Below are 13,112 nucleotides of genomic sequence, written 5' to 3'. Positions count from 1 at the left end.
ACAATCAGGAGAACCGATGAGAATCAAGCTGACGCTGCGGCGCCCGGGTGCCCCCCTGACCGACATCGTGGTCATGGCGGACTCCACGGCGACGGTCGCCGATGTGGCTGGGCAGATCGCCGGCACCGACCCGCTGCGCTCCGTGGCGGCATCCGGCGGCGACGTGCTGAGCCTCTCCGTCGCCCCGCCGACCAGCGATGAGCTCGTCACGCTCAACCCCGACCTGCTGATCGGCGACGCGCCGGTCGGCTCGGGGTTCCTCGCCGAGGTCGTGAACCTCGGCCCCAACCGCGCCGCCACGACCATGCTGTCGAGCCGCGCGGCTGCCCTGCTGACCGTCGTCTCGGGGCCGGCCGCCGGGCAGGAGTTCCCTCTGCCGGTGGGGCACTTCTTCATCGGCCGCGACACCGCGAACGACGTGGTGCTCTCCGACCCGCTGGTCTCGAAGCGGCATGCGCGCATCGAGGTGGCAGCCACGTTCGTCGAGATCGTCGACCTGAACTCCGCGAACGGCATCCTCGTCGACGGCGGTCTCGTGCAGCGACTGCGCGTCATCCCCGGTCAGAAGTTCACGCTCGGCGACTGCGAGCTGGTCGTGCACCTGGTCAGCGACTACGACGGCTCGGCTGCCGCCGATCCCGTGCTCGAGCGCGGCGGGGCGCTGCTGTTCAACCGCAGCCCGCGCGTCGAGGAGCGCTACACCGGTGCCGACCTCGACGAGCCGCGCTATCCGAAGGATCAGGTGCAGCGGCTCTTCCCCTGGCCGATGCTGATCGCGCCGATTCTGCTCGGCGCGGCGATGTTCTTCATCTTCGACAACCCGCGTTCGCTGCTGATCATGGTCATGTCGCCGATGATGATGTTCGGCAACTTCATCTCGCAGAAGACCAACCTCGGTCAGCGCCTGCGCAAAGAGGTGGAGTCGTTCGAAGAGCAGTTCGAGCGCCTCGAAGAGAAGCTCTACCACGCCCAGCCGCGCGAACGCGAGGTGCGTCAGGCGGAGGTGCCGGCCGTGGCGATCGTCTTCGACGAGTCGATGCGCCTGGGGCCCATGCTGTGGACCCGGCGACCCGAGCACTGGAACTTCCTCGCCGTCCGCCTTGGCACCTGCGAAGACGAATCGCGCACCAAGGTCAAACGCGCGGAGGTGCCCGAGGCGCTGGTCGAGTACGTCGAGCGCGTCGACCGGCTCGAAGACCGGTACCGGATGATCAGCGACGTGCCGATCCTCGAGTCGCTGCAGAGCGTCGGCTCGATCGGTGTGGCAGGTCCCACCTCGTCGGCGAGCGACGCCCTGCGCGGTCTCGCCGTGCAGCTGTTCGGCATGCACTCGCCCAACGAGCTCGTCACGGTGGCGATCACCGAGCCGGGCTGGGCGAACGAGCTGGACTGGCTGAAGTGGCTGCCGCACACCTCCAGTGAGCGCAACCCGTTCAAGGACGTGCCGCTGGCCGACTCGGCGTCGACGGGCGCCGCGCTGCTGAACGGGCTGGAAGAGCTCGTCATGCGACGGGCGAAGGCGGCATCCGCTCCTCGCCCTCCCTACGGCGACGACTGGGATCCGACCCTGTTCGGCACGGACGTGAAGAGAGCAGCCGAAGAGGCGAGCTTCCCCGGTCAGACCGCGGTGCTCGTCATCATCACCGACGACGCGCCCGTCGACCGGGCCCGGCTCACCCAGATCCTCGAAGGGGGCGCCGACGTCGGTGTCTACGGGCTCTTCGTCGCACCGGTGGTCGAAGCGCTGCCGGCTGCGTGCCGCAGCTTCGTCGACGTCACCGGCGGACTCGAGAACGCGCGCGTCGGCACCGTCCGCAACGGCGTCTCGTACACCGGCGTGCAGGTCGAGGGCGTCTCGCACGCGTACATGACCATGTTCGCGAAGCGCCTCGCGCCTGTCGTCGACTCGAGCACGGTCGTCGAGGATTCCTCCGACATCCCGAACTCGGTGATGTTCCTCTCCCTGGTCGGCGGCGAGGTGGCATCCGACCCGACCGCGGTCATCGACCGCTGGCGGCAGAACAACACGATCATCGACCGCTCGGGCGCCCCGCAGTCGCGGCTGAAGAAGGCGGGCAACCTTCGCGCGATCATCGGCCAGGCGCAGACGGATGCCATGACGCTCGACCTGCGCACGCAGGGCCCGCACGCCCTCGTCGGCGGCACCACGGGCGCGGGGAAGAGCGAGTTCCTGCAGGCGTGGGTGCTCGGCATGGCCGCCGCGCACAGCCCCGATCGCGTCACCTTCCTGTTCGTGGACTACAAGGGCGGTTCGGCGTTCGCCGACTGCGTCGACCTGCCGCACACGGTCGGCCTGGTCACCGACCTCAGCCCGCACCTCGTGCGGCGGGCGCTCACCAGCCTGCGCGCCGAGCTGCACCACCGCGAGCACCTCTTCAACCGCAAGAAGGCGAAGGACCTGCTCGAGCTCGAGAAGCGCCGCGACCCCGACACCCCGCCCGCACTCGTGCTCGTGATCGACGAGTTCGCTGCGCTCGCCGGAGAGGTGCCCGAGTTCGTGGACGGCGTGGTCGACATCGCCCAGCGCGGGCGCTCGCTCGGCATCCACCTGATCATGGCCACCCAGCGGCCCGCCGGCGTCATCAAAGACAACCTGCGCGCCAACACGAACCTGCGCGTCGCGCTGCGCATGGCTGACGAGTCCGACTCCAAGGACGTCGTCGACGACCCGATCGCGGCATCCTTCCCGCCGTCGATCCCCGGTCGCGGCATCGCCAAGACCGGGCCGGGGCGTCTCGTGCCCTTCCAGTCGGCGTACGCTGGCGGCTGGACGACCGATGAGGTGCAGGTCGCCGAGGTGAAGGTCGCCGAGCTGCGCTTCGGATCGACCCAGCTCTGGGAGGCCGAGCAGGCCCCCGAGTCCGACTCCCACGACGAGGACCTCGGACCCACCGATCAGAAGCGCATCGTCGCGACCCTGGTGAAGGCGTCCGCGCAGGCGGGCATCCCGGCGCCGCGCCGACCCTGGCTCGACGACCTCGAGCAGGCCGTCGACCTGCGCGACCTGCCGCTGCGCGGCGACGGCGAGATCCTGCTCGGCAAGATGGACGTGCCCGCGCGCCAGCTGCAGGAGCCGACCTACTTCGTGCCCGATAAGGACGGCTCGCTGCTGGTCTACGGTACGAGCGGCTCGGGCAAGTCGACCGTGCTGCGCACTCTGGCCATCGCCGCCGGGCACGATCCGAAGAGCAGCGTCGAGGTGTACGGCCTCGACTTCGGCTCGGGGTCGTTGCGCAGCCTCGAGGTGCTGCCGCATGTCGGGTCGATCATCGCGGGCGATGATGCCGAGCGCGTGCAGCGCATCCTGCGCTCGCTGGCGCGGGTGCTCGATGACCGGGGCAAGCGCTTCAGCGCCGCGAACGCGGCGAGCCTCACCGAGTACCGGGAGATCACCGGACGCGACGAGTCGCGCATCCTCTTCCTCATCGACGGGTTCCCGCAGTTCCGCTCGGAGTGGGAGTCGACGACCGCGCGGATGCCGTTCTACCAGACGTTCATGCGGATCCTCGGCGAGGGTCGCCCGCTGGGCGTGCATGTGGTCGCAACCGCCGACCGGTCAGGATCGGTCCCGACGGCAGTGAGCGCGAACGTGTCGCGACGCGTGGTGCTTCGTCTTGCCGACGAGTCGGCGTATGCGATGCTCAACGCGCCGAAGGACGTGCTCGACGAGCGCTCCGCTCCGGGACGCGCCATCGTGGACGGGCTGGAGACGCAGATCGCGACACTGGGCGGAACCCCCAACGTCGCCGAGCAGACCAAGCTGCTCGAGAAGCTGGCGGCGGACCTGCGCGCGGCGGGGGCTCGCGAGGTCGCCGAGATCGGCGCCCTGCCGACCCGGCTGTCGGTTCGCGACCTCCCCGAGCGCGTGGGCGAGTTCCCCGTGCTCGGCGTCGCCGAGGATACCCTGTCGGCGCGCGATTTCGACCCGGTCGGCACCTTCGTGGTGGCGGGGCCGCCGCTGGCGGGGAAGACGAACGCGCTCAAGGCGATGGTCACCTCGATGCGGCGTTTCGACCCGGCCGTGAAGCTGTTCCACTTCGGAGGACGCCGCTCGCAGCTCAAGGAGTACGCCGACTGGACGCGCAGCGCCGTGACACCCGACGATGCCAAGGAGCTCGCCAAGGAGATCACCGAGCTGGTCGCCGATGACACCCTTCCCGTGCGCGTGATGATCGTCGTGGAGGACGTGCCGCAGTTCGCCGACAGCCCCGCCGAGCGCGAGATGAAGGCGCTGTTCCAGGCCATCAACCGCAGCGATCACTTCCTCGTCGGCGATGCCGACGTGACGCAGGTCACCAGCGGCTTCGGGTTCATCGGCGACTTCAAGGCGGGCCGCAAGGGCATCATCCTCAAGCCCGACTCGTTCGACGGCGACGCCGTGTTCAAGGTGCCCTTCCCCAAGGTCAAGCGCACCGACTTCTCCGAGGGCCGAGGCATCTTCGTGCAGGCGGGGCGCCAGGTGACGGTGCAGCTGCCACTGGTCGAAGGGGAGGTGCTGGGGTGAGAGAAGCCGAACTTCGGCGTGCGGCGGGTCGGTCTTGCACGTGCGGATATTTGGAGAGCGGCATCGCGCCTGCGAGCCTCTGCTTCGACTGCGGCGAGCTTTTCCCTGGCCGACTGGCTCACAGAAGAGAAGTCGTTGCTGGCACGCGCTGAGGTGCCGCGACCGGCTGCATGCTCGACCCCGGCGGACGGATCATCCGCTGGCACGAGCGGAGGCCCGGCCTCGACGACGAGACGCACCGCGCGCAGAGCATCTACGTCACACCCGTGCCTGGAACGAACCGACGACGCGCGCTCATGCTCACGGGCAGCACCGTCATCGGCGCGGACTCTCCCGACGACGACGAGTACGCCGTGGCCGTGCGGATGATCTTCGACGCGATGGCTTCCACCGTCACCTGGATCATCGATGATGCGGAGGCCCAGTCATGAAGCCGGTCGTGCGTCTGCAGGGGGAGGACACGGACGTCAGAGAGATCGGGCAGGCAGCGGTCAACGCCATGGAGGTGCGTCCGCAGGCGGCGTCCGCGCTGTTCGCGAGGCTGTGGTCGATCCATCAGCGCCGCAGATCCGCCGTCTCGGCGATGAGCGCTCAGCAGCCGGCATCCGCAACTCCCCCGGTGCTGCGGGAAACCGGATCCGCGCTCCGGGCTGTCTGGGGAACGCTGCTCGGAATCGGCCTGACCGCCGCGCTCGTCTCGGCGGTCATGTTCGGGCCGTCAGACCGGAAGAACGCCTTCCTGAACCCCGAGCTGGGCGGAACGGTGGCGCTGGCCGCCGGAGCGATCGCCGTTCCCGCCCTGATGATCGTGCTGCTCCTGCGGGTGCCCGATCATCAGAGCGCACGTGTCGGAGAAACCCTGTCTGTGCTGGTCGGGCTCGTCTGCGTCGGCATGCTGGTGTTCCGCCTCGCGGCGGGATCGGCCGATGAGCGCGGATTCTCGTCTGAGGCGATCGCGTGGTGGGTGCCGATGACCGCCGTCATCGAGCTGCTGATCATCGGGCTCGCCGTGCGCAGCGACGGCGTGCGCCGCGGCCCCGCCGATCCGGCAGACCGTGCGGCGAAGCGCTCGGGTGCAGACGATCGGCATCAGATGCGCCGCGACGCGGAATGGGCATCGTCCGTGAAGTCGGAACCCGCCGTGGCGACCGCGTGGACCGCGGGGCTGGACGACCTCCGAGAGCGAGTCGATCCGGACGCCCTCGCTCAGGCGCGCGCCATGACGCCTGCCGCGTGGCTCGCATGGATGAGCTACGACGGCGAGATCGACATCTCGGGCGTCGTGCCCCGCCGCTGATCCCCCGCCCCCTTCTCTGTCGAAACCTGCACCTGTTGCCGGTTTCGGCGTCCGGGCGGGGATGGGGAGTTGTCCCCATCGACGGGCGTTTGTGGGGGCTTGTAGGTTTGTGGTGTCGGGCCGGGGTGGTCCGGTTCGATCGATTTAGCGGAGGTGTGGACGATGGCCGATTTCGGTGCGTCTTATGCGGAGATGGAGCAGGTGGCGTCGTCGCTGTCGCAGGCTCGTGATGACATTCAGGGTCAGCTGGACACTCTGAAGGGGCAGGTGGACACGCTGCTGGGTGAGGACTTCAAGACGCAGCACGCGTCGGGCAAGTTCGGTGAGGGCTACGGTGAGCTGACCACGGGTCTGAAGACCGCGGTGGACGGCATCAACGACATGTCCGAGTCGCTGCTGGGCATGATGCGCGCGATCCAGGACCTCGACCAGCAGCTCGCCGGCGGCTGAACCCGCACGAACCACGCGGAGGGGCCGGGCGACGTCCGGTCCCTCGTTCGAATGACACGGAGGGACTGCAGAAGTGGTCGACATCATGCTGGACCTGGAGAGGCTCCGGAAGACCAAGAGTGGTTTGAAGGAGTCCGTCGACGCGTTCGAGGCCGCAGCCGCCACCAACGACCAGCTCGAACAGGCCATCGGCAAGCCCGACGGCCGCTCCGAGCTGAGAAGCCGCGTCTCGGATTTCGAGTCCGACTGGAAGTCGAACCGCGGCAAGCTGCAGAAGAACCTCGATGAGATCCTCAAGCAGCTCACCGGCATCATCGACGGCTGGGACGAATGGGATACGAACACCGCTGCTGACTTGGAGACGCCGACAAGCACGACCGGGGTCTCTGTCGGAAAGGCGACGGCGCAATGAGGTCACCTTTCACTTCGAATGAGCTGCGTCCGCTGGAGGGCGAACCCGGCACGATCTGGGCCGACGGTCAGGCATTCGTCGAGCTCGCCACCACGATGGACGAGACCGCGGAGATGCTCGTCGAGGTGGGTGATTCCAGCATCCACAAGAGCAAGGGCACCGACAAGCTCGCGGAAATGGCCAAGGACTCCTCCGCAGACCTCTCCGACGCCGCTGTCCGCTACGAAGGAACCGGAAAGGCGCTGCGCACCTACGCCGACGCCCTGAGGAAGGCCCAGAACTGGCTCTCGCTGCACCAGGATGAGGTCGAGAGGGCCGAGAACGAATATCAGACCGCTCTGGAGGCCAAGGAATCTGCTGACCGCCAGCTGGCGTCGGTGGAGCACCAGTGGCCCTGGGAGGACGAGCCGAGCCAGGAGGACAAGGATGCGGCTTCCGGCGCCGCGTCGTCCGCGCAGACCTCGCTGAACAGCGCCGAAAACGAGCGGAACAGTCAGTGGCGCAGCTTCGACCACGTGTTCGAGGAGTGGTCGGACGCCTACGACGACGCCGTCGCGGGCGTGCAGAAGGCGATGGATGCCGCCGACAACGGCGACGGATTCTGGGGCGTCGTCGACGACCTGCTCACGGTCATCTCCGTGGTTCTCGTCGTGCTCACCGTCGTGGCACTGATCATCGGCGCGCCGTTCACCGGTCTGCTGGCGGCGGTGGTCCTCGGGCTCACGCTTCTCAGCCTCGGGCTCACCGCCCTCAAGTGGGCCGACGGCCGTGCCACCCTCGGCGATGTGGGGCTCGCGGCTCTCGGGCTGCTGCCGTTCGGCATCGGCAGAGCGCTCTCGAAGGGCGTTCCCGCGCTGAGCGCAGTCGTCAAAGGCGGGCGGGGCGTAGTGACCTCGGTGATCCGCTCGGGACTGCCGCGTGTTCGACTGCTGCATCCGTCGACCTGGGGAACACCGTTCCAGTGGCTCGCCGCGCCCATCCGCTCGATGAGCGGACTGCCCAAGCCGGGCATGTTCGTCAACCCGCTGCGCACCATCGCCAACGGCGGCCCCGAAGTCCAGCAGATCCAGCGGTTCCTGACGACCATGAAGGGCTCGGGGTGGGGCTCCAATCCTGCCGTGCAGCAGTTCGTGACGCAGACCGCCACTCAGCTGCCGGGAAAGTTCACTCAGTTCCTCAACGCGGTGTCCTGGACCGGGGCTGCCGGATTGACCGGATACGGCGCTGCCACGGCACCGTGGTGAGAGGCCGTAGGTTAGGGGATATGTCTTCAGCCCGCGCCCGTCTGCAGAAGAGAATCACTACGCTCTACCTGCTGCTGAGGATGCTGCAGGCCGCTGTGCTCATCGTGTATCTGCTCGGCTCCCTTCTGCTCGCCGGGGGTCAGGTCAGTGTTCACGGTTCGCCCATCTGGGACGCCGCCGTGGACTTCCCGCTGTTCTCCCTTCCGGGGTGGCTGATGCTGACGCTCTCGGTCATCGGCGTCCTGCTCGCGGTGGTCGTCCTCATGCTGTCGCGTGTGGACGACGCCGGTCGCGTCGTCGGCGCCTTCTCGGCGACCGCCGCGGCCACCATCGCCTCGTTCTTCTTCGCGTGGGCGCTGCCCGAGGGGTCGGGAGCGGACCTTTCGCTGCGGTGGGCAGCGGCGTTCACCGACGCTGCGGTTCTGCTCGCCCTGCTCGTCACAGCCGGCACCCTCGCCCTGATGTCGGATCGCCGACGTGCACGGCAGGGTCTGCCGCTGTGGTCGGGGATGGACGACGAAGCATGACCGACGAGCAGCCCGGGGGGTTCAGCATCCTCTTCCCGCCGGGCTGGACCCGGTACTTCGTCGATGACGAAGGTCGCAAGGCGCTCACATCGCGCCTGTCCGCACAGATCCGCGCCCTCGGACGACCAGACCTCGACGTCGAGGCGCGGATGCTCATCAACCAGCAGTGGAAGCAGCTGCAGGGCCGCCGGGTCGGAGCCATCTACCTTCCCGACACGACTCACGACGATTCCGCCCCGCTGCCGATGTCGTTCGCGCTGATCCAGCATGTGGCGCAGGCGGGAAGCGATTTCGAGTCGTCGTTCCGCGGGATGGCCCACGGCCGCGTCGAGGCCTTCGACACGGTCATCGGGCGAATCCTGCGCGCAGACAGCGAGCGGCGCGGCAAGGAGGAGCTCGCCGAGGTCATCGGGCGCCAGATCGACTACGGCATCCCGCTGCCCGGGCAGGGCGAGGGGCGCGGGATGATCATCTCGGTCTCGATCACCACGCTCGACGAGACCGATCCCGCTCTCGTCGCGGGTCTGGCGGAACTCAGCGACACGATCGTGGAGACGTTCCGATGGCGGCAGTGAGCGGCTTCAGAGTGCAGCCGGACCAGGAAGCCTGGCTGACTCTGCCGGTGGCCTTCCCCTTCAACGATCTCGCTGACGATCTGGCCTGGGCAGCCGAGGTCGCGCAGGACCGGGCCGCCGAGGGCGCGCCCGCCGCAGTGCGCACCGCCATCGCCGAGAGCGCGCTCGCCCTGGTGCGCGCGGACCCCCCGCTTCCGGGCGTGCAGGAGCGGTTCTGGTGGATGCCGTCGATCGGGCGTACCGCCGTGGTCGCGCACCTGACTGCCGTCGAGCTCGACGACTCCCTCAGTGCAGAGCCGCTCGAATCCTTCGCGCAGCTGGGGGTGGGTGGGTTGGTGCAGGGGATCGCGCCGATCGCGGGCTCCCCGTTCGAGGAGGCGCTCGACTGCGTGCTCATCCTCCCCCTGGGGGAGGAGAGCATCGCGCTGCGACGGCAGATCGGACGGCGGGCCGGGACGCTCGTGCTCATGGACGTGTTCGTCGAGGACGGCGTTGCGCTGTACCAGGCGGAGCAGGATATCTCCGCGCTCTTCGCCTCTGTTCAGCTGCGTTGAGACGGCAGCTCGACGGGCGGTGCGGTGATGGGGAGTTGTCCCCATCGACTGCGGCTTGTGGGGGCTTGTAGTTTGGTGGTGTCGGGCCGGGGTGGTCCGGTTCGATCGATTTAGCGGAGGTGTGGACGATGGCCGATTTCGGTGCGTCTTATGCGGAGATGGAGCAGGTGGCGTCGTCGCTGTCGCAGGCTCGTGATGACATTCAGGGTCAGCTGGACACCCTGAAGGGGCAGGTGGACACGCTGCTGGGTGAGGACTTCAAGACGCAGCACGCGTCGGGCAAGTTCGGTGAGGGCTACGGTGAGCTGACCACGGGTCTGAAGACCGCGGTGGACGGCATCAATGACATGTCGGAGTCACTGCTGGGCATGATGCGCGCGATCCAGGACCTGGATCAGCAGCTCGCCGGCGGCTGAGTTCTGCTTTCCGGGGAGGGGTCGACGGTTCGCCGTCGGCCCCTCCTTCGGGTCTGCGGCCCCTACTCTGTGTGCATGGGACACGCCGACACGTGGGTCGGTAGCCTGACCGCATCATGACGCTCACTCATGCGGATGCACGATCCTGGGCACGCGCGCGCTCGGCCGCCGAGGAGCCGAGGCTCGGGATGCTCGAGGCGGTGGCCTTCCCGGAGCATCCCGACCTCGCGGCGACGTTCGGCAGCGACGGCGCGGCGGTCGCCGAGATCCTCACCCGGCGCAGGTCGAGCCCAGCACGGCAGGGCTCCACCGCGGTGCTGGCGGTGCTGGCGATCCTCGGCGTGAGCGCTCCGGTGGAGCAGGCGCTTACAGCACCGTTGGGCACCCTGTTCACGCTCGACCCGATCCGGAGAGCACGCCGTGACCGACGCCCCTCAGGGCTCCGCGATGCGTGTGGGCCTGCGCGAGCTGCTCGAGCGGTGAACCCGACCTGCCGGAGTGGGGAGTAATGCCCATCGACTGCCGGATGCTCGCTCCAGTAGCGTCGAGGCGCGAAGTGAGGACCGATGCCGGAGGGGGCGAGATGTCTGAAGACGACCTGCGGACGGCGCTGGCCGGACTGCGCGTGCGCATTCCGCGAACAGCGCAGGATGCCGTTGCTCTGCGCGCCGAGGTGCGCGCGGCCGATGCCGCACTCGGGCGTCACCTGCGTGCCGCGGCGGCGCAAAGCCAGGCCGGCCGGGACGAGCGCCGGGGCGGTGACGCGCGATGACCGACGTCAGGATGGACCTCGCGCGGCTGGAATCGACCGCGCACACGGCGAAGACGCTTGCGACCACGTTCGACGAGGCCGAGCGCTTCGCCGGTGACATCGGCGGCCTCACCGGTCACGGCGGCCTCGCCAGCACCATCGACGACTTCGGAGGCAAGTGGGACATCGCCCGTGAGGATCTGCGCGACAACCTGCGCTCGCAGGCCGAGTTCATGCAGGCCATCGTCGACACCTTCCGGGATCTCGACGCGAAGATGGCTCAGGAAGGGGAGGGGTAGGTCATGAGTGTTCTTCCCGGGCATCCGGCCGAGCTCACCTCACGCGCGGCCGACCTCGTCTCCTCCGCCGAGGTGATCCTCGACGTCATCCAGGAGCTGCGCGGCATCGTCGCGGACGATGAAGGGGAGGCCGTTCGCGCTCTGCACGAGCAGAACGAGGAGATCTCGTCGCAGCTCGAGCGGATCCATCCGCGGTACAAGGGCACGGCAGACGCCATCACCGAATACGCCGTCGCACTCACCGCCGCGCACGACGATGCAGAGCGAGCCCAGAACGACCTCGACGATGCCCTGCTCGCTCAGGGACGCGCCGACCGCGCGCTGGCGGATCTCTCCGACCAGGTGAGCGCGGCCGATGACCCCGCGCCGTCCCTCACCGACCGGGTGCCGGGCGCGCAGCGCGCGGCCGACGACGCAGCCGCCGCGGTCGGCGCGGCGCGGGCTCGGATCGACGCCGCCCGCGAGGCGATGAACGAGGCCGCGGAGAGAGCGATCAGTCGGATCGATGCGGCGATCGCCGCCACGAACGAGGGATTCTGGGACGGCGTCGGCGACTTCTTCTCCGACATCGGCGACTTCCTCGCCGGGATCGGGGAGTGGATCGGCGACTTCCTGCAGGACGTCGTCGACCTGCTCAAGAGCATCGCCGACACGGTCGTCGCCATCCTCGGCGCGCTCGTCGTGCTGCTGCTCGTCGTGGCCATCGGAGCGCTGTTCGGCACCATCGGTCTCATCATCGGCGCCGTCATCGCCGGCGTGCTCGCAGCCTTCCTGATCTGGAGCGTCCTGTCGGATGTGGTCAAGGGCACGCCGGACGTGAGCCGCACCGACCCGTACCGGCATGCGAAGAAGAAGGTGATCCCTGATCACCCGACCCTCGCGAACGTCCTCGACGGAACCGGCGAGGTCGACCGGCTGGGCGGCGAGACCGATTCGGTGATCAAGATCACGAAGGTTCTCGGTCCCGACGGCTGGTACTACACGGTGACACTGCCCAGCACGCAGGAGTGGCTCTCACGATTCGGCGACCAGGGCGCGGTGAACGATCTCGACAGCAACCTGGCGCTGATGCTCACCCCGGCGCTGCAGACCCAGTACGAGCGGGCCGTGCTCGAGGCGATGGACCAGGCCGGAGTCGGTCCGGATGACCCTGTCATGCTCGTCGGGTTCAGCCAGGGCGGAATCATGGCCGGTCATCTGGCGGCGTACAACTCGGACTACAACTGGCGGGCCGTCGTGGCATCCGGCGCACCGATCGACCACATGCCCATACCGAGCGACATCGACGTCGTCTCCGTCCAGCACAACGGCGACCCCGTGCCGCGCCTGGATGCCATCGCCGGAGACTTCGACAGCGTCGAGCACGGGTCGAACTGGACGTCGATCCGTGTGGACCCACCCGTGCCCAACCCGGTTCTCGGAGTCGACACCGAAGCACACAGCGCGGCGAAGTACTCCGCCACCTACCAGCAGCATCTCGCGCAGGTTCAGGCGGATCATCCCGGCCTCGGAGACTTCTTCAACCAGGATGGCTACACAGACATCTCCTACTACCACTGGAGTGAATGATGCGTTCGAGCGTTGGCGCACGACGCCTGCTGGCGGTCGTGCTGGCAGGTGCGGTGCTCGGCGGTGGGATGACCGGGTGCAGAGCAGAGCTTCCGGGAACAGGACAGACAGAGGAGGCGACCGTGAATTACGGTGACGTGGCGGATGCGCTGACCTCGGCGGTGCCGAGAATCACCGAGGTCGATTCCCTCGAGCGGTCCCGCGACGGGTTCGGGTACCGGCTCAGCGTGGGATTGGTGACCGATTCCGTGCAGCCCTTCTCGAGCGACGAGCTGGACAGGGTGATCGAGACCATCTGGCAGACGCTCCCGTGGGAGCCGGCGACGATCGAACTCGTCGCCGGTGCTCCGACGGCGGAGGACGAGGAACCCGTCGATCTGCGAGCCGCCGCCGCGGGCCTCGAACCGCTCACCGTCACCGACGCCGGACAAGGCGGAGTGAGCCTCACCGACATGCGCGCTCGCTACGGGGAGTGGACGGAACCGGAGTGAGC

General features: G+C 68.3%; 15 protein-coding genes. All 15 read left to right on the top strand.

Translation table 11 applies throughout. The annotated features are described in order from the left end of the window. The first annotated feature begins 16 nt into the window (after positions 1–16). Positions 17–4,525: an FtsK/SpoIIIE domain-containing protein gene (locus PGB26_RS02375; RefSeq protein WP_271638699.1), complete on the top strand. Its 4,509-nt coding sequence runs from the start codon at positions 17–19 to the stop codon at positions 4,523–4,525. Between the two features lie 170 nt (positions 4,526–4,695). Continuing rightward, positions 4,696–4,956: a hypothetical protein gene (locus tag PGB26_RS02370; protein WP_271638698.1), complete on the top strand. Its 261-nt coding sequence runs from the start codon at positions 4,696–4,698 to the stop codon at positions 4,954–4,956. Beyond that, the gene (locus PGB26_RS02365; RefSeq protein WP_271638697.1) at positions 4,953–5,822 is read left to right on the top strand and encodes a hypothetical protein; all 870 of its coding nucleotides are present in this window, start codon (positions 4,953–4,955) and stop codon (positions 5,820–5,822) included. The genes PGB26_RS02370 and PGB26_RS02365 overlap by 4 nt, the downstream gene beginning before the upstream one ends. A gap of 162 nt (positions 5,823–5,984) precedes the next feature. Then, positions 5,985–6,272, top strand: coding sequence for a WXG100 family type VII secretion target (locus PGB26_RS02360; protein WP_083428829.1), 288 nt, complete (start codon positions 5,985–5,987; stop codon positions 6,270–6,272). Positions 6,273–6,345: 73 nt separating this feature from the next. Then, positions 6,346–6,684 carry a hypothetical protein gene (locus PGB26_RS02355; RefSeq protein WP_271638696.1) on the top strand — a complete coding sequence of 113 codons (339 nt, stop codon included), beginning with the start codon at positions 6,346–6,348 and terminating at the stop codon, positions 6,682–6,684. After that, entirely contained in the window at positions 6,681–7,928 is a 1,248-nt protein-coding gene (locus tag PGB26_RS02350; protein WP_271638695.1) for a hypothetical protein, read from the top strand. Before PGB26_RS02355 ends, PGB26_RS02350 begins: the two co-directional genes overlap by 4 nt. 20 nt (positions 7,929–7,948) lie before the next feature. Further along, positions 7,949–8,455, top strand: coding sequence for a hypothetical protein (locus tag PGB26_RS02345; protein ID WP_271638694.1), 507 nt, complete (start codon positions 7,949–7,951; stop codon positions 8,453–8,455). Beyond that, complete coding sequence (locus PGB26_RS02340) at positions 8,452–9,030, top strand: hypothetical protein (protein ID WP_271638693.1); 579 nt, start codon at positions 8,452–8,454, stop codon at positions 9,028–9,030. Before PGB26_RS02345 ends, PGB26_RS02340 begins: the two co-directional genes overlap by 4 nt. Next, the gene (locus PGB26_RS02335) at positions 9,027–9,584 is read left to right on the top strand and encodes a hypothetical protein (RefSeq protein ID WP_271638692.1); all 558 of its coding nucleotides are present in this window, start codon (positions 9,027–9,029) and stop codon (positions 9,582–9,584) included. Before PGB26_RS02340 ends, PGB26_RS02335 begins: the two co-directional genes overlap by 4 nt. Positions 9,585–9,712: 128 nt before the next feature. Then, positions 9,713–10,000 carry a WXG100 family type VII secretion target gene (locus PGB26_RS02330; protein WP_083428829.1) on the top strand — a complete coding sequence of 96 codons (288 nt, stop codon included), beginning with the start codon at positions 9,713–9,715 and terminating at the stop codon, positions 9,998–10,000. Between the two features lie 116 nt (positions 10,001–10,116). Continuing rightward, the gene (locus tag PGB26_RS02325) at positions 10,117–10,509 is read left to right on the top strand and encodes a hypothetical protein (protein ID WP_271638691.1); all 393 of its coding nucleotides are present in this window, start codon (positions 10,117–10,119) and stop codon (positions 10,507–10,509) included. 74 nt (positions 10,510–10,583) lie between these two features. Continuing rightward, positions 10,584–10,772 (top strand): hypothetical protein, encoded by a 189-nt coding sequence (locus tag PGB26_RS02320; RefSeq protein WP_271638690.1) that lies wholly within the window; start codon positions 10,584–10,586, stop codon positions 10,770–10,772. Next, entirely contained in the window at positions 10,769–11,050 is a 282-nt protein-coding gene (locus PGB26_RS02315; RefSeq protein WP_271638689.1) for a hypothetical protein, read from the top strand. Before PGB26_RS02320 ends, PGB26_RS02315 begins: the two co-directional genes overlap by 4 nt. Positions 11,051–11,053: 3 nt before the next feature. Then, on the top strand, positions 11,054–12,619 hold the full coding sequence (locus PGB26_RS02310) for a hypothetical protein (RefSeq protein ID WP_271638688.1): 1,566 nt from the start codon (positions 11,054–11,056) through the stop codon (positions 12,617–12,619). A gap of 122 nt (positions 12,620–12,741) precedes the next feature. Beyond that, entirely contained in the window at positions 12,742–13,110 is a 369-nt protein-coding gene (locus PGB26_RS02305) for a hypothetical protein (protein ID WP_271638687.1), read from the top strand. The last annotated feature ends 2 nt before the right edge of the window (positions 13,111–13,112 follow it).

It is taken from the genome of Microbacterium sp. nov. GSS16 (genome assembly GCF_028198145.1).
In the GTDB taxonomy this organism is placed as follows: Bacteria; Actinomycetota; Actinomycetes; order Actinomycetales; family Microbacteriaceae; genus Microbacterium.
Note: the sequence above shows the minus strand (reverse complement) of the source record. Positions and strands in the feature narration are given on the sequence as shown.

Bases quoted from the DNA above. Each gene is read 5' to 3' on its own strand.
- PGB26_RS02375 (WP_271638699.1), top strand. From the start codon at position 17: ATGAGAATCAAGCTGACGCTGCGGCGCCCGGGTGCCCCCCTGACCGAC.
- PGB26_RS02370 (WP_271638698.1), top strand. From the start codon at position 4,696: ATGCTCGACCCCGGCGGACGGATCATCCGCTGGCACGAGCGGAGGCCC.
- PGB26_RS02365 (WP_271638697.1), top strand. From the start codon at position 4,953: ATGAAGCCGGTCGTGCGTCTGCAGGGGGAGGACACGGACGTCAGAGAG.
- PGB26_RS02360 (WP_083428829.1), top strand. From the start codon at position 5,985: ATGGCCGATTTCGGTGCGTCTTATGCGGAGATGGAGCAGGTGGCGTCG.
- PGB26_RS02350 (WP_271638695.1), top strand. From the start codon at position 6,681: ATGAGGTCACCTTTCACTTCGAATGAGCTGCGTCCGCTGGAGGGCGAA.
- PGB26_RS02345 (WP_271638694.1), top strand. From the start codon at position 7,949: ATGTCTTCAGCCCGCGCCCGTCTGCAGAAGAGAATCACTACGCTCTAC.
- PGB26_RS02340 (WP_271638693.1), top strand. From the start codon at position 8,452: ATGACCGACGAGCAGCCCGGGGGGTTCAGCATCCTCTTCCCGCCGGGC.
- PGB26_RS02330 (WP_083428829.1), top strand. From the start codon at position 9,713: ATGGCCGATTTCGGTGCGTCTTATGCGGAGATGGAGCAGGTGGCGTCG.
- PGB26_RS02325 (WP_271638691.1), top strand. From the start codon at position 10,117: ATGACGCTCACTCATGCGGATGCACGATCCTGGGCACGCGCGCGCTCG.
- PGB26_RS02320 (WP_271638690.1), top strand. From the start codon at position 10,584: ATGTCTGAAGACGACCTGCGGACGGCGCTGGCCGGACTGCGCGTGCGC.
- PGB26_RS02315 (WP_271638689.1), top strand. From the start codon at position 10,769: ATGACCGACGTCAGGATGGACCTCGCGCGGCTGGAATCGACCGCGCAC.
- PGB26_RS02310 (WP_271638688.1), top strand. From the start codon at position 11,054: ATGAGTGTTCTTCCCGGGCATCCGGCCGAGCTCACCTCACGCGCGGCC.